16 protein-coding genes and 1 CRISPR repeat array are annotated in these 24,113 nt (G+C 74.7%); of the genes, 12 read left to right on the plus strand and 4 right to left on the minus strand.

Translation table 11 applies throughout. The features are described 5' to 3' along the window. Positions 1-579 precede the first annotated feature (579 nt). The 11 genes from C8E97_RS34765 to C8E97_RS20195 all read left to right on the plus strand — a co-directional run bounded on the left by C8E97_RS34765 (position 580) and on the right by C8E97_RS20195 (position 19,294). Complete coding sequence (locus tag C8E97_RS34765) at positions 580-2,922, plus strand: VWA domain-containing protein (protein ID WP_170211924.1); 2,343 nt, start codon at positions 580-582, stop codon at positions 2,920-2,922. Positions 2,923-2,947: 25 nt separating this feature from the next. Beyond that, entirely contained in the window at positions 2,948-6,067 is a 3,120-nt protein-coding gene (locus C8E97_RS20150; protein WP_121007094.1) for a tubulin-like doman-containing protein, read from the plus strand. Further along, a complete protein-coding gene (locus tag C8E97_RS20155; RefSeq protein WP_121007095.1) occupies positions 6,064-8,238 on the plus strand; it encodes a hypothetical protein in 2,175 nt (724 codons plus the stop codon). Before C8E97_RS20150 ends, C8E97_RS20155 begins: the two co-directional genes overlap by 4 nt. Continuing rightward, positions 8,238-9,239, plus strand: coding sequence for a protein kinase family protein (locus C8E97_RS20160; RefSeq protein WP_121007096.1), 1,002 nt, complete (start codon positions 8,238-8,240; stop codon positions 9,237-9,239). The genes C8E97_RS20155 and C8E97_RS20160 overlap by 1 nt, the downstream gene beginning before the upstream one ends. Further along, complete coding sequence (locus tag C8E97_RS20165; RefSeq protein ID WP_121007097.1) at positions 9,236-10,324, plus strand: ATP-binding protein; 1,089 nt, start codon at positions 9,236-9,238, stop codon at positions 10,322-10,324. The genes C8E97_RS20160 and C8E97_RS20165 overlap by 4 nt, the downstream gene beginning before the upstream one ends. Then, positions 10,308-12,362 (plus strand): hypothetical protein, encoded by a 2,055-nt coding sequence (locus C8E97_RS20170; protein ID WP_147455180.1) that lies wholly within the window; start codon positions 10,308-10,310, stop codon positions 12,360-12,362. The genes C8E97_RS20165 and C8E97_RS20170 overlap by 17 nt, the downstream gene beginning before the upstream one ends. Beyond that, positions 12,355-13,209 carry a DUF4231 domain-containing protein gene (locus tag C8E97_RS20175; protein WP_121007099.1) on the plus strand — a complete coding sequence of 285 codons (855 nt, stop codon included), beginning with the start codon at positions 12,355-12,357 and terminating at the stop codon, positions 13,207-13,209. Before C8E97_RS20170 ends, C8E97_RS20175 begins: the two co-directional genes overlap by 8 nt. Positions 13,210-13,212: 3 nt before the next feature. Beyond that, positions 13,213-14,427, plus strand: coding sequence for a toll/interleukin-1 receptor domain-containing protein (locus tag C8E97_RS20180; RefSeq protein WP_121007100.1), 1,215 nt, complete (start codon positions 13,213-13,215; stop codon positions 14,425-14,427). 11 nt (positions 14,428-14,438) lie between these two features. Then, complete coding sequence (locus C8E97_RS20185; RefSeq protein WP_121007101.1) at positions 14,439-15,407, plus strand: AAA family ATPase; 969 nt, start codon at positions 14,439-14,441, stop codon at positions 15,405-15,407. Continuing rightward, the gene (locus tag C8E97_RS20190) at positions 15,397-16,407 is read left to right on the plus strand and encodes a hypothetical protein (protein ID WP_121007102.1); all 1,011 of its coding nucleotides are present in this window, start codon (positions 15,397-15,399) and stop codon (positions 16,405-16,407) included. The genes C8E97_RS20185 and C8E97_RS20190 overlap by 11 nt, the downstream gene beginning before the upstream one ends. 181 nt (positions 16,408-16,588) lie before the next feature. Beyond that, positions 16,589-19,294, plus strand: a complete 2,706-nt coding sequence (locus tag C8E97_RS20195; RefSeq protein WP_121007103.1) for a hypothetical protein — start codon at positions 16,589-16,591, stop codon at positions 19,292-19,294. A 174-nt stretch (positions 19,295-19,468) separates the two neighbouring features. Further along, positions 19,469-19,985: a CRISPR direct-repeat array (repeat unit 28 nt; unit sequence GTCTTCCCCGCGCGAGCGGGGATGGTCC). 620 nt (positions 19,986-20,605) lie between these two features. Here the strand turns inward: C8E97_RS20195 and C8E97_RS20200 are convergent. From C8E97_RS20200 to C8E97_RS20210, 4 genes are all read right to left on the minus strand, one after another. Then, positions 20,606-20,986: a hypothetical protein gene (locus C8E97_RS20200; RefSeq protein WP_121007104.1), complete on the minus strand. Its 381-nt coding sequence runs from the start codon at positions 20,984-20,986 to the stop codon at positions 20,606-20,608. Positions 20,987-21,124: 138 nt separating this feature from the next. Further along, on the minus strand, positions 21,125-21,997 hold the full coding sequence (gene ribD / locus C8E97_RS20205) for a bifunctional diaminohydroxyphosphoribosylaminopyrimidine deaminase/5-amino-6-(5-phosphoribosylamino)uracil reductase RibD (protein ID WP_121011985.1): 873 nt from the start codon (positions 21,995-21,997) through the stop codon (positions 21,125-21,127). A 26-nt stretch (positions 21,998-22,023) separates the two neighbouring features. Beyond that, the gene (locus tag C8E97_RS34770; RefSeq protein ID WP_170211925.1) at positions 22,024-22,365 is read right to left on the minus strand and encodes a hypothetical protein; all 342 of its coding nucleotides are present in this window, start codon (positions 22,363-22,365) and stop codon (positions 22,024-22,026) included. Further along, positions 22,332-22,658 carry a helix-turn-helix transcriptional regulator gene (locus C8E97_RS20210; RefSeq protein ID WP_121007105.1) on the minus strand — a complete coding sequence of 109 codons (327 nt, stop codon included), beginning with the start codon at positions 22,656-22,658 and terminating at the stop codon, positions 22,332-22,334. Before C8E97_RS20210 ends, C8E97_RS34770 begins: the two co-directional genes overlap by 34 nt. Before the next feature lie 462 nt (positions 22,659-23,120). Here C8E97_RS20210 and C8E97_RS20215 point away from each other — a divergent pair, with 462 nt between their 5' ends. Further along, positions 23,121-23,921 (plus strand): radical SAM protein, encoded by an 801-nt coding sequence (locus C8E97_RS20215; protein WP_121007106.1) that lies wholly within the window; start codon positions 23,121-23,123, stop codon positions 23,919-23,921. Positions 23,922-24,113 lie beyond the last annotated feature (192 nt).

Genomic DNA, 24,113 nt, shown 5'->3' on the forward strand with positions numbered 1-24,113 from the left:
CGGTCAACCGCGAGGTCGACGGTTGCGCGCGACCGGAGCACCGATCGCCTTCTCCCCGGATTGATCAGGGCACGACTTTTCCGATTCCTCCTCGGTTTTCCGCGAGCGCGGCAAGTTACCCCAGACCCCCTTTGCGAACTCCGTAATACTGCGCCTGTTGAGCCGTCCGTGTCGGCCGACCCCTGATCGTTTCGGTCGGTTGACCTCGCCGTTACCGAACGGTGTCCGCCAATTCTCGCCAGAGGCGGGGTGAACTTAGGCCGGTCGAGTGAACGCCGCCGCGCGCGGTAACAGCCAGTCGCTGATGGTGTATACCTCGGATATCCACATCGAATTCGACCCACCACGGAGTGACGGAGCGCTGTCCACCGAGGCCGAGCCAGCTGTCCGCACAAGTGCGGAGGACTTCACCGTGCGCGCCTTTTCCCTGCCGTCCCGCTCGCCGGACCACATTCCTCGATGCGACCCGACATGGCGTCAAGGCTGCTGGAACCCCAGTTCAGCGCGATGAAGAAGGCTGGACCGCCCCGCTGCGCGCAAAAACCGCCACGACACCGAAGGGCAAGCGAGGGCAGAGAGTTGACCGCAACGGCAACCGGTCACGCGGCGCGTGCCGCGCGCTTTTTCCGCACGTCCCTGGTGGCCGTGTTCGCGCTCACCGCGGCGACGGCCCCGGTGTCCGCCGCCGGAACGGCGGGTGCGGCCCGGCAGGACGATCCGCAGGTCCAGCCGCTGCACATGGTGGTGCTGGTCGACGAATCGAGCAGCATCGACCAGTCCGCGCTGGACCGGGAGAAGGAGGCCGCGCTGCTGATCGCGCTCGGTGAATTCGCACCGGGTTCCACGGTCAGTGTGGCGGGATTCGCCAGCGACAACGACGCCGACGGCCCGCAACTGGCGGTGGAACCGGGCTGCGGGCCGACCGCGGTGAAATCCGCGCAGGACCGCGAAACGCTCTCCTCGTGCGTGCAGAAGCTCACCAGGCGCGAGCCGGGGCAGGGCGACGGCACCGACCACGTGAGCGCCCTGCGCAAGGCCCTGGTCGACCTGCGGTCCGCGCCGAAGGACCAGCCGAAGATCGTCTTCCTGCTCACCGACGGCAACCTGAACGTCGCGGACAGCCCGCTGTGGGGCAAGGACAACGCGGGCGACCTCCGCAACCGGGCCGCCCGCGACGCGCTGCGCGGTGAGCTGGCCAACGCGAAGAACGCCGGCGTGCAGCTGTGGCCGCTGGGCTTCGGCGCCGACATCGACGAGGGCAGGCTGGCGGAGTTCGCGGCGGGCGGCCACCAGCAGACCTGCGCCGAGAAGTCGCCGCCGCCCAGGGCCACGGTCGTCGCCGACCCGAACGACGTCGTGCGGACCATGCTGGAGGCGTTCAGCGCGGCCCGGTGCGCCGGCGCGGGCGCGCTGGTGGAGACGACGTCGAAGCCGGGCGGCACGGTCGAGGCGGTGGTCGACATCCCCGCCATCGCCACCGACGGGTCCATCGTGGTGTTCCGCCGCGACCCGCGCATCCAGGTCTCCTACGAGGACCCCGAGGGCCGCGCGGTGCCCAAGTCCGGCGACCAGGGCGACTCGACCTTCCAGGTCAGCGGCGAGCAGGACTCGGTCGAGGCGCTGCGGGTGGTCAACCCGGTGCCCGGCAAGTGGAAGATCAAGCTCACCACGCCCGAGGGCGGCCCGGCGCAGCGCGTGACGTCCACGGTCGTCTGGCAGGGCGCGGCCCGCGCGCTGATGACGGTGGACAACCCGACGCCCGCCGCCGGGCAGCAGGTGGCGATCAGCGTCTCGCTCCAGACCAGGCGGCGCACGGTCACCGACCCGGCCTCGCTGTCCGGGCTGACCTTCTCGGCGGCCATCGGGGGCGACGGCTTCCAGCGCTTCCCCGTGCCGCTGGCCGACGACGGCCGGGCGCCCGACGCCGAGGCCGCCGACGGCGTGTTCAGCGGCGCGGGCACGATACCCGCCGGCGCCGGCGGCGAGCTGCGGTTCACCGGCGGCGTGTCCGGCATCGGCATCCAGGGCGACGAGCGCACCCAGAACGGCCGGGTCGCGAGCGGACCGGCCCGCGTCCGCGCCGTCACGCGCCTGACCACCACCGAGCCGTTCACCCCGCCCGGCGGCACGCGCGCGGGCGAGCTGAGCGTCACCAACGACAGCGGACGGCCGCGCAAGGTCCGGCTGGTGGTCGGCAACCCCGGTCCGGGCACGGTCGTCGCCGTCTCACCCGCGGTGCTCGACCTGCCGCCGTCCGGCGAGAGCAAGCACCCGTTCACCCTCCAGTTCGCCGAGAACACCGTCATCGGCGTCAACTCCGGCGTCATCCGGGTCGTCGACGACGCCGACCCGGACACCGTGTGGCACTCGCTCCAGTTCACCGTCGCCGTGTCCTACCCGCCGACGCTGTTCGAGCGGCTGCTGTGGCTGTGGATCACGCTGGCCGCGGTGGTCGCCCTCATGGCGGTGTTCCTGCTGGCGCGGTTCGCCCGGCGCAAGCGCCACCGGGACGTGCGCGGGCTGCGGGTGCAGTTGGACCGGGCCGGCCGGTCCACCTCGCTGCACGCGCCGGACAAGCCGGCGCAGGTGTTCCGGTTCACCGCCAAGGAGTCCGACGGCGCGCTGGTGGTCAACCACGCCACCCCCGCCGAGAACGCCTACGAGCTGCGGCGCGCCGACGACGGTCGGCTCGTGCTGCGGCACCTCGACGGCCGGACGCTGGACCTGCGCGTCGGCCACCCCGAGCACATCGCCCCGGACGTGGAGCTGACCTGCCACGACGAGCGCCGGGCCCGCCCGCCGCGGACGCGCGCGCCCCGCCCGGCCGCGCCACCGCCGTCACCGCCGACCAGGGCCGCGGCGTCGGCCCACCGCAACTCCGGCCCGACCGCCGGCCCACCCGCCGACGACGACCTGCTGTGAACCCTGGACCGGACGAGGAGCACCCATGAAGATCTACCAACCGGTCCTGTTCGTGGGACTGGGCGGCACCGGCTGCCTGATCGGCGCGGAGCTGGAGCGCAGGCTGCGCGGCGAGCTGTGCGGCCCGGACGGCACGAACCTCCAGGAGCTGCTGAGCACGGAGAACGCCCTGCCGTACCAGCTCCCGTCGTGCCTCCAGTTCGTCTACGCCGACCTCAGCGAGGACGAGTTCACCCGCCTCCAGCGCCGGGTGGTGCCCGGCGAGGAGCACCTGCCCGCCGCCGAGCGGACCATGCACCTGGTCAAGGACCTCGTGCCGCGCCAGGACACCTACCCCGAGGTGGCGCGCAGCCTGCGCCTCAACGCGGGCGGCGCGGTGGACTGGCTGCCGCCGGTGGACGGCGAGCCCCGCATCGGCCCGCTGGCCAAGGGCGCTGGCCAGTTCCCCACGGTGGGCCGGGCCGCGCTGTTCGAGACGCTGCGCACCGGCCTCGGCCCGGTGCAGGGCCCGATCAACCGGGCGATCGGCGCGATCAACAAGTCGGCGGGCGAGCTGACGCGGCTGGGCGGCAGGCTCAACGGCTCGTGCGACGTGTTCGTGGCGTTCTCGGTGGCGGGCGGCACCGGCAGCGGGATCTTCTACGACTACCTGCACCTGGTCGGGGACGCGTTGGCGCGCAACGGCTACCGGGCCCGGATCTACCCGCTGGTGCTGATGCCGTCGGCGTTCGACGAGGGCCTGGGCGGCGGTCGGCCGGCGCGGCTGAACGCGGGCCGCGCGCTGCTGGACCTGTTCCGGCTGGTGGACGACCAGAACTCGCAGTCGGCGGGCACCGAGCTGAACGACGCGGGCATCACCGGCGCGCTGTCGGTGCGCTACCCCACCGGCGAGGAGCTGCGGTTGCGCGCGGGCACGGCGCAGACCGCGTTCCTGTTCAGCCGCAGCGCGGGCGTGGAGCGGGAGGACCTGCACCGGTCGGTGGTGTCGCTGATGCTGTCGCTGATCGGCACCGGCCCCACCGAGGGCAGCGCGCTGGCGCAGGGCACCGACCGGATCTACCAGTCCTTCGCCGACGACTTCGTCAACCGCGCCGCGGAGCGGGAGCTGCCCTCGCCCAGCGGCATCGGCAACCGGGGCGTGTCCACCAGCCTGGTGGCCTCGCTGACCGTGCCGGTGGACGAGCTGGCCGAGCTGGTCGGCTCGCGGCTGCTGGCCGAGGCGGTCACCGAGCTGGTGGAGCCGCCGCCGGGGCGCGCGGAGAACAACCGCGAGGCCATCGAGCAGTTCTTCACGGGGTCCAATCTGGACGCGCTGCGGCTGCGGGCCCCGATCGAGTTCACCGAGCCGCCGATCGCGATCGGGGCCGAGGCGGTCCTGCGGGCGCTCAACACCCGCGTGCAGACCCTGGAGTCGGCGCTCACCGCGCTGGAGCAGCAGCTGGTGCAGCGGGTGCCGAAGCTCGCGCAGGACTTCGACCCGCAGCGCGCGGCCGAGCTGCTGCTCGGCGAGCTGGACCTGTTCCGCCTGCACCGGGTGTTCGCCGGGCACCCGGCCCTGGCCGACCCGGCCGACCAGCGCGGCTTCGCCCGCATCCTGGAGAGCAGGCGGGGCGAGCCGGAGGCGCCCGCCGGCCTGACCCTCGCGCCGCCGCAGGCCCAGCAGATCCGCAACCGGCTGTTCAGCCGGGTGAAGTGGGCCGACCCGGTGGTGCGCGAGGCGATCGACGACCAGAACCGCTGGTACAAGTGGCGGGCGCGGCGGCTGTGGCACGCGGCGTGGGACGAGCAGTCGCTGCGCTGGGAGCGGACGCTGCGCCGCGCCGACCTCGAACTGCGGTCCACCGTGGACGCCTTCCTGGAGCACGCCCGGTCCGACGCGCCGCGGTTCCGGCGGCGGGCCCGCGAGCTGTACCGGCCGCGGGTGGGCGTGTCCTACCTGCTGCCGCCGCAGGGCGGCGACCTGGAGCCGTTCTACCAGGCGGTGCGGCGGCGGTTCATCGAGGTGTACGCGGGGCAGGGCAGGCTGCGGCCGACCGCCACCACCGGCGAGCTGGTCAACGAGATCCTGGGCGCGGAGGCGTGGCGGACGGCGTACCGGACGGCCGTGCAGGGCGACCCGCACCAGGCAGTGGGCACGGTGCGCGACCGGCTCAAGCGCGAGGTGCAGCTGATGTTCCGGCACAAGGACCCGGAGACCAAGCCGCTGCTGCCCGCGTTGCAGGACCTGCTGGCGGCGGCGGCCGGGTCGGACGTGGCGACGGTCGGCGAGGACGACCTGGCCCAGTTCCGCCAGAAGGTCGCGGGCCTGGTGCCGGGCGGGTTCACACCGCCGGGCGCGGGACCGATGAAGGTGCTGTTCACCTACCCGGCCGACAGCGCGAACCCGGACGTCCAGCGCTACCTCCAGCAGGAGGTGAACTTCCACCGCGACGCGGAGACCGTGGTCGACTTCCGGCCCACCAGCGCCGAGTCGATGGCGGTGGTGCTGTTCCGCACGTCGATGAGCGTCACCGAGGTGCCGGAGCTGCGCGAGGTGCTGCGCACGTGGGCGGACGCACAGCGGCGGCCGATGGACCACGACTTCCTGAAGTGGCGGCAGCGCACCGGCTACGACTACAGCTACCTGGCCACCGCCGAGGAGCACCGGGTGCTGATCCTGCACCGGCTGCTGTGCGCGCTGTGGAACGGGCAGGTGCAGGTCGAGGGCGACCCGGAGTCGCCGACGGCGATCGTGGTCCGGCTGGGCGGGCACGACGAGGTGTCCATGCGGCTGGGCCTGACCGACTACTTCCGGATGTCGTCGTGGGCCAGCGTGCTGTCGGCGTACGAGGAGTGGACGCTCACCGACGACGAGGGCATCCGCCGCGACTTCGGGGCGCGGTTGATGACCGTGCTGCCGCACCGGGTGGACGAGACGCCGAACCCGCCGTCGGACCTGTACCGGACGGTGGTGAAGCTGGCCCGCGACCAGGCGGCGTCGATCAACGCGGCGCTCAGCGGGCTGGGCAAGGCGGGCGCGAGCCGCGCCGCGCAGCTGCGCGCGTTCTGGACCGGGACGTTCCCGGCCGCGCTCGACCTGCCGTTCCGCGCCAACGCGCCGGTGCAGGCGTCGCTGCGGGAGCTCGAGGAGTGGATGGACCGATGACCGCTCCGAACGAACCCGTGCACTACCTGGACCTGGTGGACGACCGGGAGCTGGCGCTGACGTGGCTGCGGACGACCCGGAGCGGGGAGCGCCGCCTGCCGCAGCGGGTCCTCGTGGTCGCCGACACGCGCGACCTGGCCGCGGACTTCGCGGAGTTCCAGCACCTGTACGTGGACCGGCTCAACGTGGTCTGCGTCGTGGTGGGCCCGACCGGGAAGACCGACTCTGGCGCCGAGCTGCGGCTGCCCGCGGTGCTGTCGCAGGACGGCTCGGCGGTGCTGTGGGTCGGCGACCCGCGCGGCGTGTGGTGGAGCCCGGACAGCGTGCGCGGCCTGCCGCCCGGCGTCGACGGCCGCGCCGGGCTGGGCGAGCTGGTGGAGGCGCTGACCATCCGCGACGTGTTCGACGAGGTGGTCGAGCGGGCGCGCAAGATACCGCACGCCACCGCGAGCCCCGGCCTGCACACCGTGTCCGGCTACATCGACGCGGGCCAGGTGACGGCGGCCGTGTGGCAGGCGGTGCCGCGGCTGACCGCGCAGAGCGGCGTGGTCGACGTGATCACCCCGCCCGGCGTCGAGGGCCGCCCCGACGAGACCGGGTTCGTGATCGAGGGCTCGGCGCTGGACCGCGCGTGGCGGGACGCGGCGAGCCAGGCGCACCACGCGGACGCCTCGGTGCGGCGGTTGGCGGGCTGGTCCGGGCTGCTCGGGCTGGAGGACGCGACCGCCGCGCGGGAGTCGGTGATCGCCACCGGCCACCACCTGGACGGGTTCGCCGAGGTGGTGCGCGCGACGGCGGACGAGATCGCGCTGCGGACGGGCGCGGGCGCGTCGACGTCGGTCGCGGTGCCGGACCTGGGGTTGCCGCCCCGCCTGCCGGTGGAGCCGGCGGAGGTGGCCGGCGGGCTGCGCGCGCGGGTCACCGACGAGCTGCGCGCCGGGCGGTCGCTGACCGAGCTGGCGGCCGGGCTGCGCGGCGGCGCGACGTGGCTCGCGCCGCGCGGCGCGGGGCAGGTGGCGCGCCGGGTCGACGAGGTGTGCCCGGCGGAGCTGGGCGCGCGGCTGCGGGAGCCGGCGGCGTTCCCGCGCTGGGTGGCGCCGCCGGCGGCGCTGCCCGCGGCGGCGGTGGGCGTCGGCGTGGCCGCGCTGCTGCCCGGCGCGTTCTGGTGGCTGGGTCCGGTGCTGGGCCTGGCGTGGGTGTGCGCGGTGCTGCGGACGTCGCTGTCCCGCCCGCGCGTGCCCGACGAGTCGACCGCGGTGGCGCTGCTGCCCGTCGTCGCGCACGCGGTCGCGGTGGCGGCGGGCGTGGTCGCGGCGCGGGCGGTCCCGTGGCCCGTGCCGGTGGAGGCGGTCGCGCCGGCGACGGTCGCCGCGGCCGTGGGGCTCGCGGTGCTGCTGGGCGCGTGCTGGCGGCGCGCGGTCGGCCGGTGGCACGCGGACGTGGCCACCGCGGAGGCCGGTGCGGCCGTCGCGGCGCTGCGCTCGGTGCTGGAGGAGGTGGTGGACCGGGGCTGGCGGCAGGCCGACCGGCTGCGGTTCTGGTCCGACGCCATGCGGACGGTCGCGGGCGCGCTGGACGACGCGGCGGACGTGCTGCGCGGCATCGCCGCCGAGGCCGACGCGCCGCGCGTCGTGGTGGACAACCCGCTGGTGTCGCCGGTGGTGTCGGACGACCTGGCGGACCTGACGCTGGAGGCGCTGACCCCGTGCTGGGCCGGCCTGGCGTCGCGGCGCGGCCTGGAGACGGTGGGGCTGGGCGTCCGCGACCGCGTGCGGCACCTGTTCGGCGACTACCGGGTGCACCTGACGGAGAAGGGCGTGCAGGCCGCTCCCCCGTTCGGCCGGTCCGACGGCAACCGGGAGCTGCTGATCTCCGAGACGCTGCGCCGGGTGCCGGAGATCGAGGCCGTGACGCAGCGCACCGGGCGCGAGGAGATGCGCCAGCTGTGCGCGCCGCGCGACCTGGCGGACCTCAAGCACGAGGCGAAGGACATCCAGGTGGTGCGGTTCGCGCCGCTGCTGGCGCAGGCGCACCTGGCGGGCGCGGGTGTCGACCCCCTGCTGGAGACGTGCTGGACGAGCAGCACCCTCGCGGCGGGCGTCGTGCGGCTCGTGCCGTTGCGCGGCGAGGTCGTGCGCACCTACTGGCCGCACAACCGAGGGAGTGCGTGATGGCGGGCGCGTGGCAGTTCGTGGACTACCGCGACTACCGGTACCAGGCGCGGCGCGTGGAGGTGCGGGAGGCCGACGACGCGCCGGTGGTGCGGTGCGAGCTGGCCGTGCGGTCGCTGGTCACCGCCGAGGGCAGGCACCTGGTGCACAAGAGCGTGCCGCGCGAGGCCGGCCGCGTGAACCCCGGCCTGTACCTGTTGCTGGACCGGGAGGTCCGGGCAGGCGCGCGGCTGCTGCGGCGGTTCCCGGCCGACGCCTACCCGGCCGAGCTGTCCCGGATGGTCGGCTACGACATCGACGGGGAGGAGCCGTTCGTGCTGGTGGAGCGCTACCGGGGCGTGCCGGTGGCGGACCGGGCCGGTCAGCTGCTCACCGAGCAGCAGCACGCGTTCGCGGCGGGCCTGTTCCGGGCGCTGCGGCTGCTGGAGGCCGCGAAGCTGGTGCACGGCGGGCTCACCCCGGACACCGTGTGGTGGGACGACGGGCGGGTGCAGGTGGGCGGATTCGAGCACGCCGTGCTGATCGGCGAGCCCAGGGTGCGCAACGGCAAGAGCCGGTGGTGCTCACCCGCGCAGCACGCGGCCGAGGGCGCGGCGTCGCCCGCGGACGACCTGTGGTCGGCGGGCGCGGTGGTGCTGGAGGCGGTGACCGGCGAGCCGCCGGGGTCGCAGCCGGTGCCCGAGCGGTTCGGCGCGGCCGTGGGCGAGCTGCTGGCCGGGGTGTTCGCGCCGGCGGCGGCGGACCGCCCGACGGCGGCGGAGCTGCTGTCCCGGCTGCGCGCGCCCGACACCGTGCCGGAGCGCGGCGACAGCGCGGTGCGGGACTTCGCGCGGTCGCGGGCCCGCTTCGACGAGGTGCTGGTGGCGAAGCTGGCGCCGCCCGCGGCGGAGCCGCCGCCACCGCCGCCGGAGCCGCCGCGACCGGCGTGGCGGCTCGCGGTCACGGCGGCGGTCGTCGTGGCGGCGCTGGTGGTCTGGGTCGTGCTGGAGGTGGCCAGGTGACCGCGCCGACGACCGGGCCGCGCGTGCGCTGCCCGGTGTGCCTGGACCAGTTCGACTGGCGCGAGGACGAGCTGTGGGCGACCACCGACGAGGTGGGCCGCTACGAGCTGGTGGACCTCAGCGCGGTGAACGACCCGGTGAAGCGCCGGGACATGCGGCGCGGCTGCTACCAGCGGTGCCCCAACCCGTCCGACGACACCGAGCCGCACCACCTGCCGGCGTCCTACCTGGACTACGGGCCGCCGCTGGTGGTCGGCCTGGTCGGCCGGTCGGGCAGCGGCAAGACGCACCTGCTCACCTCGGTGATCGCCGAGCTGGAACGCGGCGGCCTCCAGGGGTGCGGCGTGTCCGCCCGCGCGATGGACCTCCAGCTGCACCAGCGGTTCGAGACCGAGCAGCTGCGCAGGCTGGAGCGCGCCGAGGAGCTGCCGGGCACCCGGCACGGGCTCAGCGGCTTCGCCAGCGTCATGACCCTCACCTCGGCCGCCGGGACCCGGCCGGTGACGTTCTTCGACATCTCCGGCGAGGACTTCCTGGAGGGCGGCGAGGACCTGGGCCGGACCGCGCGGTTCGTCATCGGCGTGGACGCGCTGCTGTTCGTCGAGACGCCCGAGCACGCGCTGGGCATCCGCAACCACGAGCCGGAGAGCACCGAGGGCGCCAACAAGCCGTTCCAGAACGTCCTCAGCCGGCTGTCCGACCTCGGGATGGTCGACCGCACGCCGGCGGCGCTGGTGCTCAACAAGTCCGACCGGCTGCGCTACCTGCCGCCGGTGGACCGGTGGATACGGCGGGACGACGACGGGGTGCTCGACGCCGACGCGATGCTGGAGGAGAGCCGGGACGTGTACGGCTTCCTGCACCAGCACGGCGCGCACTCGTCGCTGTCGCCGTTCCACGAGTTCCCGCTGTGCACGCTGCACTTCGCGTCGGCGACCGGTGCGGAGCCGGTGGACCGCAAGTTCGTCCGGGGCGTGCGGCCGATGCGCGTGCTGCGCCCGCTGATCGCCCTGCTGGCCATGACCGGTGTGCTCGCCGGCCCGGAAGCGCGGAAGGTGGGTCGCTGGCATGTCCAGACCAGGTGAGCCCGGACCGGCGGTGGACCAGCTCGTGTTCGGGCCGGGCGAGCACGGCGTCGCGTGCCGTGGCAGTTCGCTGCCCGGCGGCCGCAGCCGGGCGTGGGAGAACCGCCTGCTGCCGCTGGTGCGCCTACAGTCGCTGCACGACCACGACGTGCCGGACACGAGCCTGTCGTACTTCGCGTTCGACCAGCTCGGCGTGGCGGTCGTGCGGCGCAGGAACGACGGGTGGAGCAGCGCGCGCGGTTCGGCGCACGCGCTGGTGGGCGCGCCGACCGTGCTGACGCCGCGCCGGGCGCTGTGCCTCGCGGGGTGGGGCGGCTGGCTCGGCGACGCGGACCCGGCGCGGCGGCTGGCCGGTATCGACGGCGGCGACCTGCCCACCGTGCCCGCCGACGGGCGGCGGGCGAGTCCGGGCTGGCTCACCGCGCTGGTCGCGGCCCACCTGCGGGACCCGTACGGCAACCTGACCGTGGTGGGCGCGGAGCACGCCGACCGCGTGCCGCTGCTGCGCGAGCTGCTCGACGTGCTGACCGAGGTGTGGGCGGGCGCCGAGCTGGTGCGGCGCTGGACGTTCTCGACCCACGAGCAGAGCGTGCACCAGCGGCTCAAGGACGCCGCCGAGGTGATCTTCCTGGGCGACTACGAGCGCGGCGTCACGCAGTACGCGGGATCGCTGGTGCGGTTGGACTCGGCGCCGGCCGACGACTGGCAGGCGGAGGCGGCGACCGCGCTGGTGGCGGAGTACCGGCGGGGCGACGTGGCCGGGCTGGCGACGCTGCTGTCGCGGGTGCGGCTGCGGGAGGTCGCGGACGTGCGCGGGCGGCTCGACGCGCTGCGGGACGTGGTGGCGGCGCGGGCGTCGGGCGGGGTGCTCGCGCTCGGCGGATCGGACCCCTCGGTCGACGGCCCGTCCGCGCGGGACGCGGCCGGCGCGGAGGCCGGTGCCGGCGGCGTGCGCCGCGGGACCGATCCGGTCGTCTTCTCCGGTGGCGACGCCGCGCGCCGGCCCTTCGCGGGGGCGGCCTTCCCCGGCGGCGACACCACGCACCGCACCGCCGCGCCGGACTCCGCGGGACGGGCCACCGGCGACCGCAGCGCCCCAGACCACAGCGCCCCAGACCACAGCGCCCCGAACCACAGCGCCACCGACCGGGACGCCACCGAGCCGAACGTCGTCGAGCGGAGCGCCATCGAGCAGGACGCCGGCCGGCAGGGCACGACCGGTGGAGGCGTCACCGGGGGCGGACCCGAGAGCCCCGGACACGACAGCCCCGGACCCGAGAGCCCCGGACACGACGGCCGCGGGCAGGACGTCGGCACCACCGGTGACACGACCCGGTTCCCCGCCGCGCGGACCGTCGACGGCCTCCGGCCGCACGCCGGGCAGGCCGCGCCGCCCACCCGCCTGGACCTGGCACGGGCCCTGGTGGCGGCCGACCGGCCGGAGGAGGCCGCCCGCGCGCTGGACGCGTTGGCGGCGGCCGGGCCGGAGGAGTCGCCGGGCGGTCGGTTCGCGCTGCGCGGCGTGCTGTTCGACCGCCGGTTCGTCGGCGACGGCCACGACGCCGAAGCGCGGATCGACGTCGTCGGCAGGCGGCTGCCGCACCTCTACCGCGCGGTGACCCGGCTGTGCTTCGGCGACCGGATGGAGGACCTGCGGCTCGACGACCGCCGCACGCTGGTCGAGCTGAGCCTGATCGTGGCCGACCGCCGCACCTCCCCCGCGCTCGTGCGGGCCGTCGAGGAGCAGTCGGTGGCGGCCGGCCGGTCCGACCTGCTGCTGCCCGCCGTCGGCGTGCGGGAGCTGCGGCACCGCGGGCTGCCCGCCGGGCCGCCGGACTGGTCGGCGGCGTGGTGCGCCGACCCGGCCGCGCACCGGCCGCCCGAGCCGCCGCCACCGCCCGCCGCGCGCCCGGAACCCGTGCCGCTGCCCGCCGTCTCGACGTGGCAGGACATCCTGCGCAGCGTGCCGATGCTGGTGCTGATGGGCGCGCTGCTGTTCCTGGTCGGCCTGGTCCTGGGGGTGGTGCAGAGTGCCTGACGCGGACGCGGCCGTCGTGCGCGCGTGGCGGGCGCAGCGGCGCTGGTCCCGCGCGGCCGACCGGGCCAAGGCCGAGTCGGTCCGGGCGCGCCGGGCCGTGCTGCTGCTGGTGGTCGTGGCGGCGGTGGCGGGCGCGGCGGCCGCGGCCACGGGGTCCGCCGCGCTCGCCGCGGTGAGCGCGAGCGCGACGGCGGTGGTCGCGGTGCTCGCGAGCCCGGCCGTCGTGGACGTGCGCACGGTGACCCGGCTCCGCGCGGTGTCGGAGGCGTTGAAGGCGGAGGTCCACACGTTCCTCGCCGGCGCGGACCCGTACCGCGGCGACGACCGGGACGCCGTGCTGGACCGGCGGACGACCGGGCTGCTGCCCGACGACGAGGCGACCGGCGCGCGGGTCGCCCGGCAGCGGCCCGACGACCGCGCGGTGCCCGCCGTGCGCGACGTGGCGTCCTACGTGGACGTCCGGCTCACCGGCCAGTTGGAGGGCTATTACGGTCCCGCCGCGGCGCGGATGGCGGCCTGGGCCGGGCGGTTCCGCGTCGCCCAGCTGGTGCTGGCCGTGTCCGCCGCGGGCCTGGCGGGCCTGGCGGCGACCGGGAACCCGCACGCCGCCGGGTGGATCGGCGCGCTGACCACGGCCGCGACCGCCGTCGCCGCGCACGGCGCGGCCGGTCGGCACGAGTACCTCGCCCTGACCTACGACCGGACCGCGCGGCGCCTGGAGTCGCTGCGCGACCGGTGGCGGTCGGGGCGGCTCGGCGACGAGGTCGTCGCCGAGTGCGAGACGCTGCTGGCCACCCAGAACGACGCGTGGCTGGCGCAGTGGACCACGGCGGAAGGCAGGGGCTGACCGGTGCGCGACAGGGTTTTCATCAGCCACAGCTCCCGGAACCGCACCTACGACGGCAGGACGCCGACGCGTGCCGCGCGGCTGCGGGACCTCATCTACGACGAGCTGGGGCACAAGAACTACTCGGTGTTCCTGGACCTGCGGGACATCGGGCCGGGCCTGGAGTGGCGCTCGGAGATCCTCACCGCCCTGGACCGGTGCCACGCGTTCGTCGTGCTGCTGGACGAGTTCGCGCTGGCGTCGGACCGGGTGCGCCAGGAGACCACGATCGCGCTGAACAACCGGGCCGTGCGCGGCACGCCGTTCGTGGTGCCGGTGCTCGTCGACGGCGTCGGCACCGAGCGCGTGCGGCGGATGGGGTTCACCGACGTCGACCTGCTCCAGGCGGTCCGGCTGGACGCCGACGCCGACGCGGACGACGTGGCGCGCGTCGCCGACAAGGTGACCTCGGTGTTCGCCGAGCTGCCGTCCCGGCTCGACCCGGCCGACGCCGAGTGGGCCGGGTTCCTGAGCCTCCAGCTGCGGTCCCTGGACGACGAGCTGCGCTACCGGGGCGCGGCGGCGCTGGGCATCGAGGAGCGGCTGTGCACGGCGACTCGGGCCGTGTCCGGCGACCTGCTGCTCGCCGTGCAGCTGCTCAACCACGGCGGGCAGCCGGGCGTGGTGCGCGCGGTGGGCGTGCTGCGGTGGGGCATGAGACCCGAGCACCTGGCGCGCGTGGTCCGGCTGCTGCACCCGAGCTGGGTGGACCGCGCCTCCGCCCGGAAGCTGCGCCCGCCCGACGGGCCCATCCCGCTGCGCTCCGCGCTGAACGCCTCGAACGCGTGGGTCGGCCGGCACTACCTCGACGTCGCGTTCTGCTTCGGCGACGCGCACATCAAGGTGCAGGAGATCGGCTTCGTCACCGGCGAGGACGCGGACCGCAGCGTGTTCGCCGAGCTGCGCGGGCAGGTCGCCGACGCCACCAGGGGCACCGACCGCCGGTGCTACCTGGTGGTGGTCGCGCAGGGCGTGCGGCCGGGACGGCTGCTCGACGCGCTGGACGACCTGGCGGAGGAGTTCCCCGACGTGGCCGCGATCCTGCTGCTGGGTCCGCGCGGTCGGGTGTCCGGGCGGGGCGTCCTCCAGCTGGACGCCCTCGCCGCCGGCGCGGAGGAGCTGGCGCAGCGGTTCGTGGACGACCTGGACCACGTCGCCGGCGTCGCGGAACCGGCCTGAGAGGCGGAGGCATGACCGTATCGTCCACTGTGGACACACCGGACCGCGACGGCGCGGTGTACCTGATGACCGACGAGCTGGAGCACGCCGTGCGGATCGCGCTGGCGACCGGTCGCCCGCTGCTGCTGCGCGGCGACCCCGGCTCGGGCAAGTCCTCGCTCGCGCCGTTCCTCGCGCGCCAGGAGGGCTGGCGCTTCTACAAGCACGTCGTCACCGCGCGCACCCAGGCGCAGGACCTGCTGTGGACGTTCGACAGCGTGCGCAGGCTCGGCGACGCCCAGCGGCCCGAGGGCCAGCGCGGGAAGTGGCACGAGCACCGCTACATCGATCCGGGACCGCTGTGGTGGGCGTTCGCGCCGCGCTCGGCGGCCCTGCGCGGTTCGCGGCCCGAGCACGGGATGCCCGAGCGGCACCGCGCCGTGGACAAGGGCAACCCCTCGCCCCGGTACCCCGATCACGCCGTGCTGCTGATCGACGAGATCGACAAGGCCGACCCGGACCTGCCCAACGGCCTGCTGGTGCCGCTGGGCAGCGGCGAGTTCCACGTCACGGAGATCGACCGCACCATCGTCAAGGAGCCGCCCGCCACCGACGTCGAGCTGCCCGGCACGGCGTTCACCGCGCCCGGCCTGGCCCGGCACCTGGTGGTCGTCACCACCAACGAGGAGCGCGAGCTGCCCCGCGCGTTCCTGCGCCGCTGCGTGGTGGCGTGGCTGCCCGAGCCGGACCCCCGGCGGCTGGTGGACATCGCCAGGGCGCACCACGGCGCGGGCCGCGCCGACGAGGAGCTGGCGGGCGACCTGGCGCGGGCGCTGGACGCGGCGCGCGGCAAGGCCAGGGACTCCGGGCAGCGGCAGCCGAGCACCGCGGAGTTCCTCGACGCGTACCGGGCGTGCGTGCGGCTGGGCATCCGCCGCGACACCCCGACGTGGGAGGAACTGCTGCGGCTGACCCTGCTCAAGCCCGACCATGTCCGGTGACGAGTCGCCCGGACCGGGCGAGATCTGGCTGGGCGACCTGGCGCGCGCGGCGCACGTCCTCGGCATCGCCGACGCGGACCGGCTGCGCGCGGCGGCCGGGCTGCTCGGGCTCGACGCCGCGCCCGCGCGGTCGGTGGCACCGGTGGTCGCGGCGGACGCCCCGGCGGGCGCGCCCGTGCTCGGCTTCGCGGGCGTCCGGCCCACCGCCGGACCGGACCCGGGGCCGGACACCGGGTCGGACGGACCCCCGGCGCGGGCGCCCGCCCCGCCGGGCCGCTTCCCCGCCCTCCCCGAGGTGGTGCGGATCGCCGAGCAGCCCGCGCCGCGGTCGGCCGACGCCTGGCACGGGGTGGAGCGCGTCCCCGAGGCGGGCGAGCACCACCTGACCGCCCGCCCGCGGCACGTCAGCCTGCTGCCGCCCCGGTCGCAGCGGGCGATCCTGCAAACCGTGCTGTCCCGGCCGTTCCCCGACGGCAAGGTCGACCTGCCCGCGCTGGTGGACCGGATCGCGCGCGGCCTGCCCGTGCGGGAGCTGCCCAGGCAGAGCGTGCCGACGTCGCGGTTCGGGGTGCAGGTGCTGGTGGACCTGGGCCGCGCGATGGCGCCGTTCGCCGCGGACCAGCGGGCGCTGGTGGAGCAGGTCCGGGCGGTGGTCGGCAAGCACGCCACGGAGGTGCGGCACTTCGCGGACAGCCCGCTGCGCGGCGTGTGGGGCGACGACGACGTGGCCGGCCCGTACCACCCGCCCGCGCCGGGCTGCCGCGTGCTGCTGCTGTCCGACCTGGGCCTGGGCGGGCCGCGCGTCGACCGCGACCGGTCGCGGCACGCCGAGTGGTCGCGGTTCACCACGATCCTGCGGTGGCACGGCTGCTCGCCGATCGGGCTGGTGCCGTTCCCGCCGGCGCGGTGGCCGGGGTGGCTGCGCGGCCTGCTGCCGCTGGTGTGCTGGGACCGCACGACGACGGTCAGCCGGGCGAGGGCGGGGTCGTCGTGGGGCTGAACACGACACCGCGCGCCCGCCGCGACCACGCGACCGGCGGGATCACCGCGAGGCCAGCCCCACCGCGTACCACCGCACCACGCGCCACCGCAGCACGCGCCACCGCAGCACGCGCCATCGCACCGCCGCCGGCCCGCCGACGTGCCGGGGCAGTGGCGCGCCGGGTGGAGGTGGGACCGCCGTGGGCGTGATCGCGACCCGCCTGGCGCGGACCCTGGCCGAGCACGACTTCCCCGACCTGCCCGGCCACCTCCGGCTGGCCGTCATGCTCAGCTGCGCCACCCGCGTCGAGCCCGAGCTGATCCGCGCGATGCGGCTGGCCACGCTGCCCCTGGTGGACGTGTCGGCCGAGTCCGACCTGTGGTTCGGCGACTGGGTCGGCAGCCGCTCGGCCGCCGGCGTCGCGCTGCGCCCCGACCTGCTGCCCGCGCTGCGCGGCGCGTTGCGGTCCCGCCTGGCCGCGCCCGCGTCCGACCCGGTGCACCGGGTGTGGGACGTGCTGGCGGAGGCGCACGACCACTGCCTGTCGCCCGCCCTGCGGCTGGAGGAGCGCGTCGTGCGGTGCGTGCTCACCGACCAGGACCCCGAGCCCGAGCTGCGCGCGGCGCTGTACTCGCTGGCCGTGGAGGGGCGCACGGGCCTGGCCGACTGGGTGTACGGCGCGTGGCAGCGGCTGCCGGAGGCCGCGCGCGACAAGGTGTCGGGGTGGCTGCTGCACGCGGTCGCGAACCGGGAGCTCGCCGAGGACGCGCTGCCGCCGTCCGACCCGCCCGCCGGCATCCGCGCCGAGCACGTCCGACCGGTCGCCGACGCGCTGGGCAGGCGGCGGCTGTGGCTGTCGTGGCAGGGCGAGTCGGTCGACATCGGCGGCGCGCGGACGGCGGACGGCACGTGCCTGGACGTGCCCGACACCGAGCCCGCGCTGATCGACCTGCTGGACCGGCGGGGCCGCTACCTGCGCACCGTCCGCGTCCCGGCCGGGCAGGTGGTGTCGGTGCGACCGCCCGCGGGCGGTTTCCGGGGTCGGTCGGGCGACGGGCTGGTGCTGGCCATGCGGCGCGGCGACCTGGTCGACCGCGCACCGCACCGGCACAGCCCGCTGCCCAGCAGGCTGCTGGCCGACGCCGAGCGGTTCCCGCCCGCCGGGCGCGACGGCGCGCAGGCGCAGCTCGCGGCGTGGTTCATGGGCGACGAGGAGGTGGCCGTCCGCCTGCTGCACGGCCCGCCGGGCACCGGCAAGGGGCAGCTCGCGCACGTGCTGACGACCATCGCGGGCAACCACGCGTGGGAGGTGCGGCGACCCGCGCGGCCCTCCTCGGTGCCGTTCGATGCGCCCGCGCGCCTGCTGGTCGTGGTGGACGCCCCGGCCTGGCCGCCGGGCAGGCTCGCGCGGCTGGTGGCGCGGCTCCGCCCGCCGGCGCGCGTGCTGGTGCTGGCGCGCGAGAACCACGCCTGGTGGGAGGCCGCCTGCCACTTCCTGTCCACCGAGGTCGAGGGCGTCGTGCTGACCGAGCAGCTGCTACCCCCGATCAGCGATCCGCTGGCGGCGTACGCGGCGGCGGTGCGGGAGTTCGCGGCCCGCGTGGACCCGCGGTCGGTGCCCGCGCCGGTGCGGGAGGCCCGGTCGCTGGACGTGGTGCACATGGCGGCGGTGGCCGCCGCGCTGGGCGGCGTGGACGCCCGCGGCGAACTCGCCGACCACCTGCTGGACCGGGAGGTCGCGGCGTGGCGCGCGGGCGTCGAGGACGAGGCCGCGTTGGCGATGGTGCTCCTGATCGCCACGCTCGCCCACCCGCTGCCCCGGCATTCCGCCTTGTCGGCGCTGGTGCGACTGGAGGTCGCGCCGGACGCGGCGCGGGCGGAGGAGCTGCTGGCCCGCTACGAGGACCGGTACCCGCCCGCCGAGCACGGGGTGGTCGAGCCGTTGCGGCCGTTGTGCCTGGCCGACGCGCTGGTGGAGCGGGCGCTGGCCGGGCGGGCGGTGCTCGGGCTGTCCGAGGGCGTGGCGTGGGCGCTGTTCCGGCGACTGCTGGCGGGGGACGGCGACGTGGCGGCGTGCGCGTTGCGGACGGCCGTGATGACGTGGCCGGACGGCGACCTGCTCGACCTGCTGGCCGCCGAGCACCCGGAGCTGCTGGTGCGGACGTCCGGGGCGGTGCTGGCGGAGTTCGCCCGGCACGCGCGGATCGGGGCGTTGCAGGCGCTGTGGCAGCGGGTGCTGACGTTGGACCGCGACGAGGACAGCGCGCTGGGCGTGGCGCTGGTGCTGGAGCGGCTGGTGGACGTGCTGCCGCCGGCGGACGACGGGCAGTCGGCGCTGGCCGAGCGGTACGCGGCGGCCGGGCTCGTGCGGCGGGCGGTGCGGGCGATGGAGCGCACGGCGGAGACGCTGCGGACGCGGGCGGCGGGCGACCCGGTGGCGTGGCGCCAGGGGCTGGCCGACGCGCTGTCCCTGCACAGCAGGCTGCTCCTGGCGGCGGGCCGGCACGACCAGGCCATCACCGTCGCCAAGGAGGCGATCGCGGTGTCCGACGAGCTGGGGCGGCACGCGCTGACCGGTCACCAGCAGGTGCTGGCGTCGGCGCTGCTGGAGCACGGGGCGCGGCTGTCGCGGCGGGGAGGCGACCGGGAGGCGGTCGACGCGACGGCGGAGGCGATCCACATCTACCGGGTGCTCAACGGCCTCGACCCGCACCGCTACGACGCGCAGCTGGCGGCGGCGCTGCGCCGGCACGCGGACCTGCTCGTGACGGGCGGCGACACGTCCGGCGCGGCACGGGCGCTGCGCGAGGCGCTGTCCCTACTGCGCCCTTTGGCCGAACGCCTGCCCGCCGTGTACCGGGCGCACGAAGAGGCGACCCTGGCCGGTTTGCGGGCACTGGACTGACACGGGAGTGCCTCGCACGGTCCAGCTTCCCAAAGGCTCACCGGAACCCCCACAACAGCTCGCCGATTCCTACCGCGCGACGCGCGGACCACCATGAGGCACCAACCATTACGACACCGCGATGAACCGAATCAAAATCGACCTACACCGCTGTAAACTTCCAGGTCAACAAGTGTCTTCCCCGCGCGAGCGGGGATGGTCCCTTGCCGTTGGACACGATCTGGCCCTGGGCGCGCGTCTTCCCCGCGCGAGCGGGGATGGTCCCCGGCCGAGGTCGGCCATCTCCATGATCTCGCCGTCTTCCCCGCGCGAGCGGGGATGGTCCCGACGACCACCCGCCGACGCGTCCGTGCGGCGGGTCTTCCCCGCGCGAGCGGGGATGGTCCCCGGCCGAGGTCGGCCATCTCCATGATCTCGCCGTCTTCCCCGCGCGAGCGGGGATGGTCCGTGCTGGCCCCGGATGCCGCCCAGCGCGGCCAGGTCTTCCCCGCGCGAGCGGGGATGGTCCGCATTCTCGGTAAATGCGGCGGCGGTCTCCTCAGTCTTCCCCGCGCGAGCGGGGATGGTCCCAAACAACCCACCTCCGGTGGACGGCGCGCAGGGTCTTCCCCGCGCGAGCGGGGATGGTCCGGCCGGGGCCACCGATCGTGGAGACCGACCGACGTCTTCCCCGCGCGAGCGGGGATGGTCCGTCCCGCCCGCCGACCGACGGGTGGCGGCTGTGTGCTGGGCGGTGTTCGGACACGGCGGCGCCGTGAGTGTCCACGGGAGCAGGGCGGGTGGTTCGCCTCAGTGTGGTCGTGCTCGCGACGTGCCGCGTGCGGCTGAGTAGAGGGCGGTCAGTTGCCCGGTTTGTCGTGGGTCGGGGTTCAGTCCGGCCAGGATCGTGTTGAATGTCTTGCGGTCCGGAATCGCTCTTCCCCGTGTTGATGAGTATCCAGTACCGGTGGGAGAAGCCGCAGAGCGCGGCGATCTGTTCCGGTGAGCGGGTGCCCTGCACCTGCATCAGGCACGTGCGGAACGCCTGCGCGGCATCCGATCCGTCCGGGCCACTGGTCGTGCCTGGCGGGTTGCGCGCGTCACCGCGCGCGACCGTCACCACGGTGAACAGGTTCTCGAACTCCAGCGGTGCCAGCGCGGTCAGCGCGCCGCCGATGAAACCGGGGCCTGGGCACAGTTCACCGGCGAGCACGCGCGACACCGTGGACCTGTTGACCTCCATCGCCTCCGCCACCGCGTTGTCCGAGGTGTACCCGGCCAGCAGCATGGCCTTCGTGAACGCGTCGACCCTCAACTCGACCGTCCTGGCCACTACCTACTCCTTCCCCGCGCGGCGTCCGCCGCCGGCCGGATCGATGCGGGCACCGTCGCCCCGGTCGGTGTCGCGAGCAACTCGTCCAGGTGGGCGGCGAGACGCGGGTCGGCGGTGGACGCGTAGGGCAGGGATCGCCGGAGTTGTCGGCGCGCCACGGAGGTATAGCCGCACGACCACAGCACCTGGGAGCGGTAGGTCGCCGACAACGACAGCAATGCCGACTCCTGCGCTGCCCGATCGTGGAGTCTGCGCCGGATCGCCAGTTCCCGTATTCGGCACCAGGCGGCATCCGCTTCGTCCGGCACGACGGGCCACAGCTTGGTCGACAAGTCCGCGGCGGCATCGGGCTCCTGCTCCGCCAACACCTGACCGAGCACGGTCGGGATGTGCTGTCTGTTCGTCCGCTGTCCAACTGCACGTGACACTGCCTCATCAGACCGGGAACAGGCCGGGTGTCGGAATGAGGCAAACCGGCGACCACGCGATTTGCGGACGCTTCGGTGCCGGCATCGCAGTCACTGTGGCAGGTGGTTCTGCCGGGTCGGTCGGTGCGCCTCGACGCGGACACCGTGGCCTTCACGGGTCACGGTGTCGACGACGAACCCGGTCGGCACGAGCGGCTGCGTCCTGGTTGACGGGCGGTGCGAGGGGCCGACGGGGTCGAGGTGGGCGACGGTCCGGTCGATCAGTCCATTGTGGATGAATCGTGCGGCTATCGAAGGACCTGTGGCGATCAGGACGGTGCGTGTTCCTCCGTCGTACAGCGCGGCGAGCAGCTCCGCGGGTTGCCGGCTCGGCTGTGGTGTGGGTAGTGAGAAAGCGCCGTGGCTGTTCGGGCGTGCCTCGACCACGCTGCCGTCCGCGTGCACGACGACGTCCATGCCGGCGGCGAGCGCCCGCACCTGCGACGCGGTCGGGGTGACGGGGTTTCCGTCCGGGTTCGTCCGGTACAGCCAGGTCACGTGTGGGCGTCCCGTCGTCAGGGAGTCGAGCCAGGGACCGAGTACCAGGCGTGCGGTGTCGGCGAGTACTCCGACTTCGACCTCGACGCCCGCGGCGCGCAGTCGTGCGGCGCCTCCTTCGTCGCGTGAGGTCGGGTCGATCAGGGCGATGACGGTTCGGGCGATGCCCGCGTCGAGCAGTGCCTGGTGGCAGGGTGGGGTGCGTCCGTGGTGGTTGCACGGTTCGAGAGTGACCACGGCGGTTCCGCCGCGTGCGTGTTCTCCCGCCGCGGCGAGGGCGTGGACTTCGGCGTGGGGTTCGCCTTTGCGTTCGTGGTGGCCCTCGCCGACCACCCGGCCGGTCGGGTCGAGGATGACGCAGCCGACCGGTGGGTTCGGGCTGGTGCGACCCAGTCCGAGCGCGGACAGGGCGATCGCGCGGTGCATCGCGCTGATCTCGTGGTGTGCAGCGGTCACGACGTGGGGTCCGGGGCCAGGTCGTCGGTGAAGGCCGCCACCGCCGGGATCGTGTGGTGGGGGGCGAGCAGGCGGGCCACGGTGCGCAGTTCGTTCTCGGTGCGACCCGACCCGGAGCTGCGGGCGATGTCGAGCGCTTGCCGCGCCAGGTGCACGGCGTACTCGGGCTCACCGATCCGTGCCGCCGCGGTGGCGAACCTGCTCAGCGCGGTGCCCCGGTCACGGCGGTACGCGGGCGGCAGCGCAGGCAGGATCACCTCGCAGACGCGGACCGCGCGCCCCGGGTCGCCGGCGGTGAGCCGCATCAGTTCCCGTACCAGCCGCAGGTGGTCGTGCACGGGGTCGAGCCGCCGGTGTCCCGTACCGCCTGTTGTTCCCGTTTCGACTCCTGGTGCAGCGCGATCAGCGCCCCGTCCGCCTCCAGTGCCGTGTCGATCGCCTTGACCAGTTCGAACGACGGCAGGTTCCGGCCGGGGTGCTCGGCCATCGAGACGTATTGGCGGGTGTAGCCGATCCTGGCCCCCAACTGTGGTTGGCTCAGCCCGGCGCGCTCCCGGCGGGCCTTGATCTCGTAGGCGAGCCGGCCGGCGGCCGGCCGCCGCGCGCCGTCGGGGTGTTCCACACCGGTCATGATCGGCTCCGTGGTGGCCGGGAACAGTCAGAACGGGCAAAACTCCTGGTAGTCGATTTGCCTCCTTCCGTAATCATAGCCGGTCCTGGTTCGCATGAATCGGTACCTCACGGGTTCGCGGAGACGAGGAGGCGACCGTGGTGACGAGCCGGGCCACCGGAATGGACGGCCCGAAAACGCTTCGAATGCTCACCGAGGCCGAACGCGCGGCCGTGCGGCCCGAACTGCTGGATGTCGTCCAGTACCGCAAGTCGGGGTTGAGCCTGAACTCGGTGATCGGGTGCCCGTTGGACTGCGGGTACTGTGTGCGGCACCTGTTCGACAACTTCGCGATGAAGGTGCCCCGCGCGGTGCTGACCGCCGAGGAGGCGGTCGAAGCGTTGACCGGGCATCGGTTCTTCCGCCCGCACGTGACGCCGGTCCAGTTGCTGAACCGGGCGACCGACCCGATGCTGCCCCGCGGTGAAACCCCACCTGTTCGAACTGCTGGAACGGATCGACGAGCGGGGGTTGACCAATCACGTCCTGGTCATCACCCGGTGGCGGGTCGACCCGGCCGACTGCGCCAGGCTCAACACGCTGCGCCACCTGAGGCTGACGCTGCTGCTCACCCACTCCGGGATCGAGGACGACCGGATCGAACCGGTGGATTCCTCGATCGCGGCCACGTCGTTGCACACCGCCTTCGAGCACGCCGACCGGTACCGGGTGGTCCTGTACTGGCGGCCGATCGTGCCGGGCCTCAACGACACCGACACCCACCTCGCCCACGCCCTGGACCTGAGCCGCCACGCCCACGCAACCGTCTACACAGGACTGTTCTACCGGGACCAGATCCGCGACCAGTACCGGGCCAACGGCCTGCCCGAACCCTACGACGACGTCGCCCGGCGCAAAGTCTTCCCGCAGCTGTTGGAGCAGCGGATACTCACCGCCGCAGCCCGACGGTCGGCGGGGTCGCCGCTGTTCCGCAAGACCTCCTGCGCGGTGTCCCACGAGCACGGCACCGCGGACTACAACGGGCACTACGGCATCCGGGAGCTGTGCGACATCTGCCCGGTCGCCCAGATCGTCCGCTGCTCCAGGGCCTGGACGGCACCGGACCCGCGCACGGTCGCCGAGCTGACCACCGACCTGGGCGGCACGCTCACCACGATCACCGATCGGGCGATCCTGGTGCAGGGCTTGGACGACCAGCGCCGATACCTCATGCAGCACACCCTGGGGTTCCAGGCTGGCCCGACCTGCCCTCGCACCGCCTGACCGACCTCGTCGCCCACGCCGGCCTCCATCCCGACCGAACCGGTGACCACCGCCCGCACCGCGCCGGGTACGACACCTGGTGCGTCTGGCTGCTGCTGTGCACACTGCTGGACCACAACGACCTGACCTGGACCGAACTCGTGGACATCGCGGCACTCAAGGCATTCCGCCCGCCCACCGAACCGGAGGACG

The sequence above is a fragment of the Saccharothrix australiensis genome (assembly GCF_003634935.1).
Classification (GTDB): Bacteria; Actinomycetota; Actinomycetes; order Mycobacteriales; family Pseudonocardiaceae; genus Actinosynnema; species Actinosynnema australiense.

Bases quoted from the DNA above. Each gene is read 5' to 3' on its own strand.
- C8E97_RS20150 (WP_121007094.1), top strand. From the start codon at position 2,948: ATGAAGATCTACCAACCGGTCCTGTTCGTGGGACTGGGCGGCACCGGC.
- C8E97_RS20155 (WP_121007095.1), top strand. From the start codon at position 6,064: ATGACCGCTCCGAACGAACCCGTGCACTACCTGGACCTGGTGGACGAC.
- C8E97_RS20160 (WP_121007096.1), top strand. From the start codon at position 8,238: ATGGCGGGCGCGTGGCAGTTCGTGGACTACCGCGACTACCGGTACCAG.
- C8E97_RS20170 (WP_147455180.1), top strand. From the start codon at position 10,308: ATGTCCAGACCAGGTGAGCCCGGACCGGCGGTGGACCAGCTCGTGTTC.
- C8E97_RS20185 (WP_121007101.1), top strand. From the start codon at position 14,439: ATGACCGTATCGTCCACTGTGGACACACCGGACCGCGACGGCGCGGTG.
- C8E97_RS20190 (WP_121007102.1), top strand. From the start codon at position 15,397: ATGTCCGGTGACGAGTCGCCCGGACCGGGCGAGATCTGGCTGGGCGAC.
- ribD (WP_121011985.1), bottom strand. From the start codon at position 21,997: ATGCACCGCGCGATCGCCCTGTCCGCGCTCGGACTGGGTCGCACCAGC.
- C8E97_RS20210 (WP_121007105.1), bottom strand. From the start codon at position 22,658: ATGACCGGTGTGGAACACCCCGACGGCGCGCGGCGGCCGGCCGCCGGC.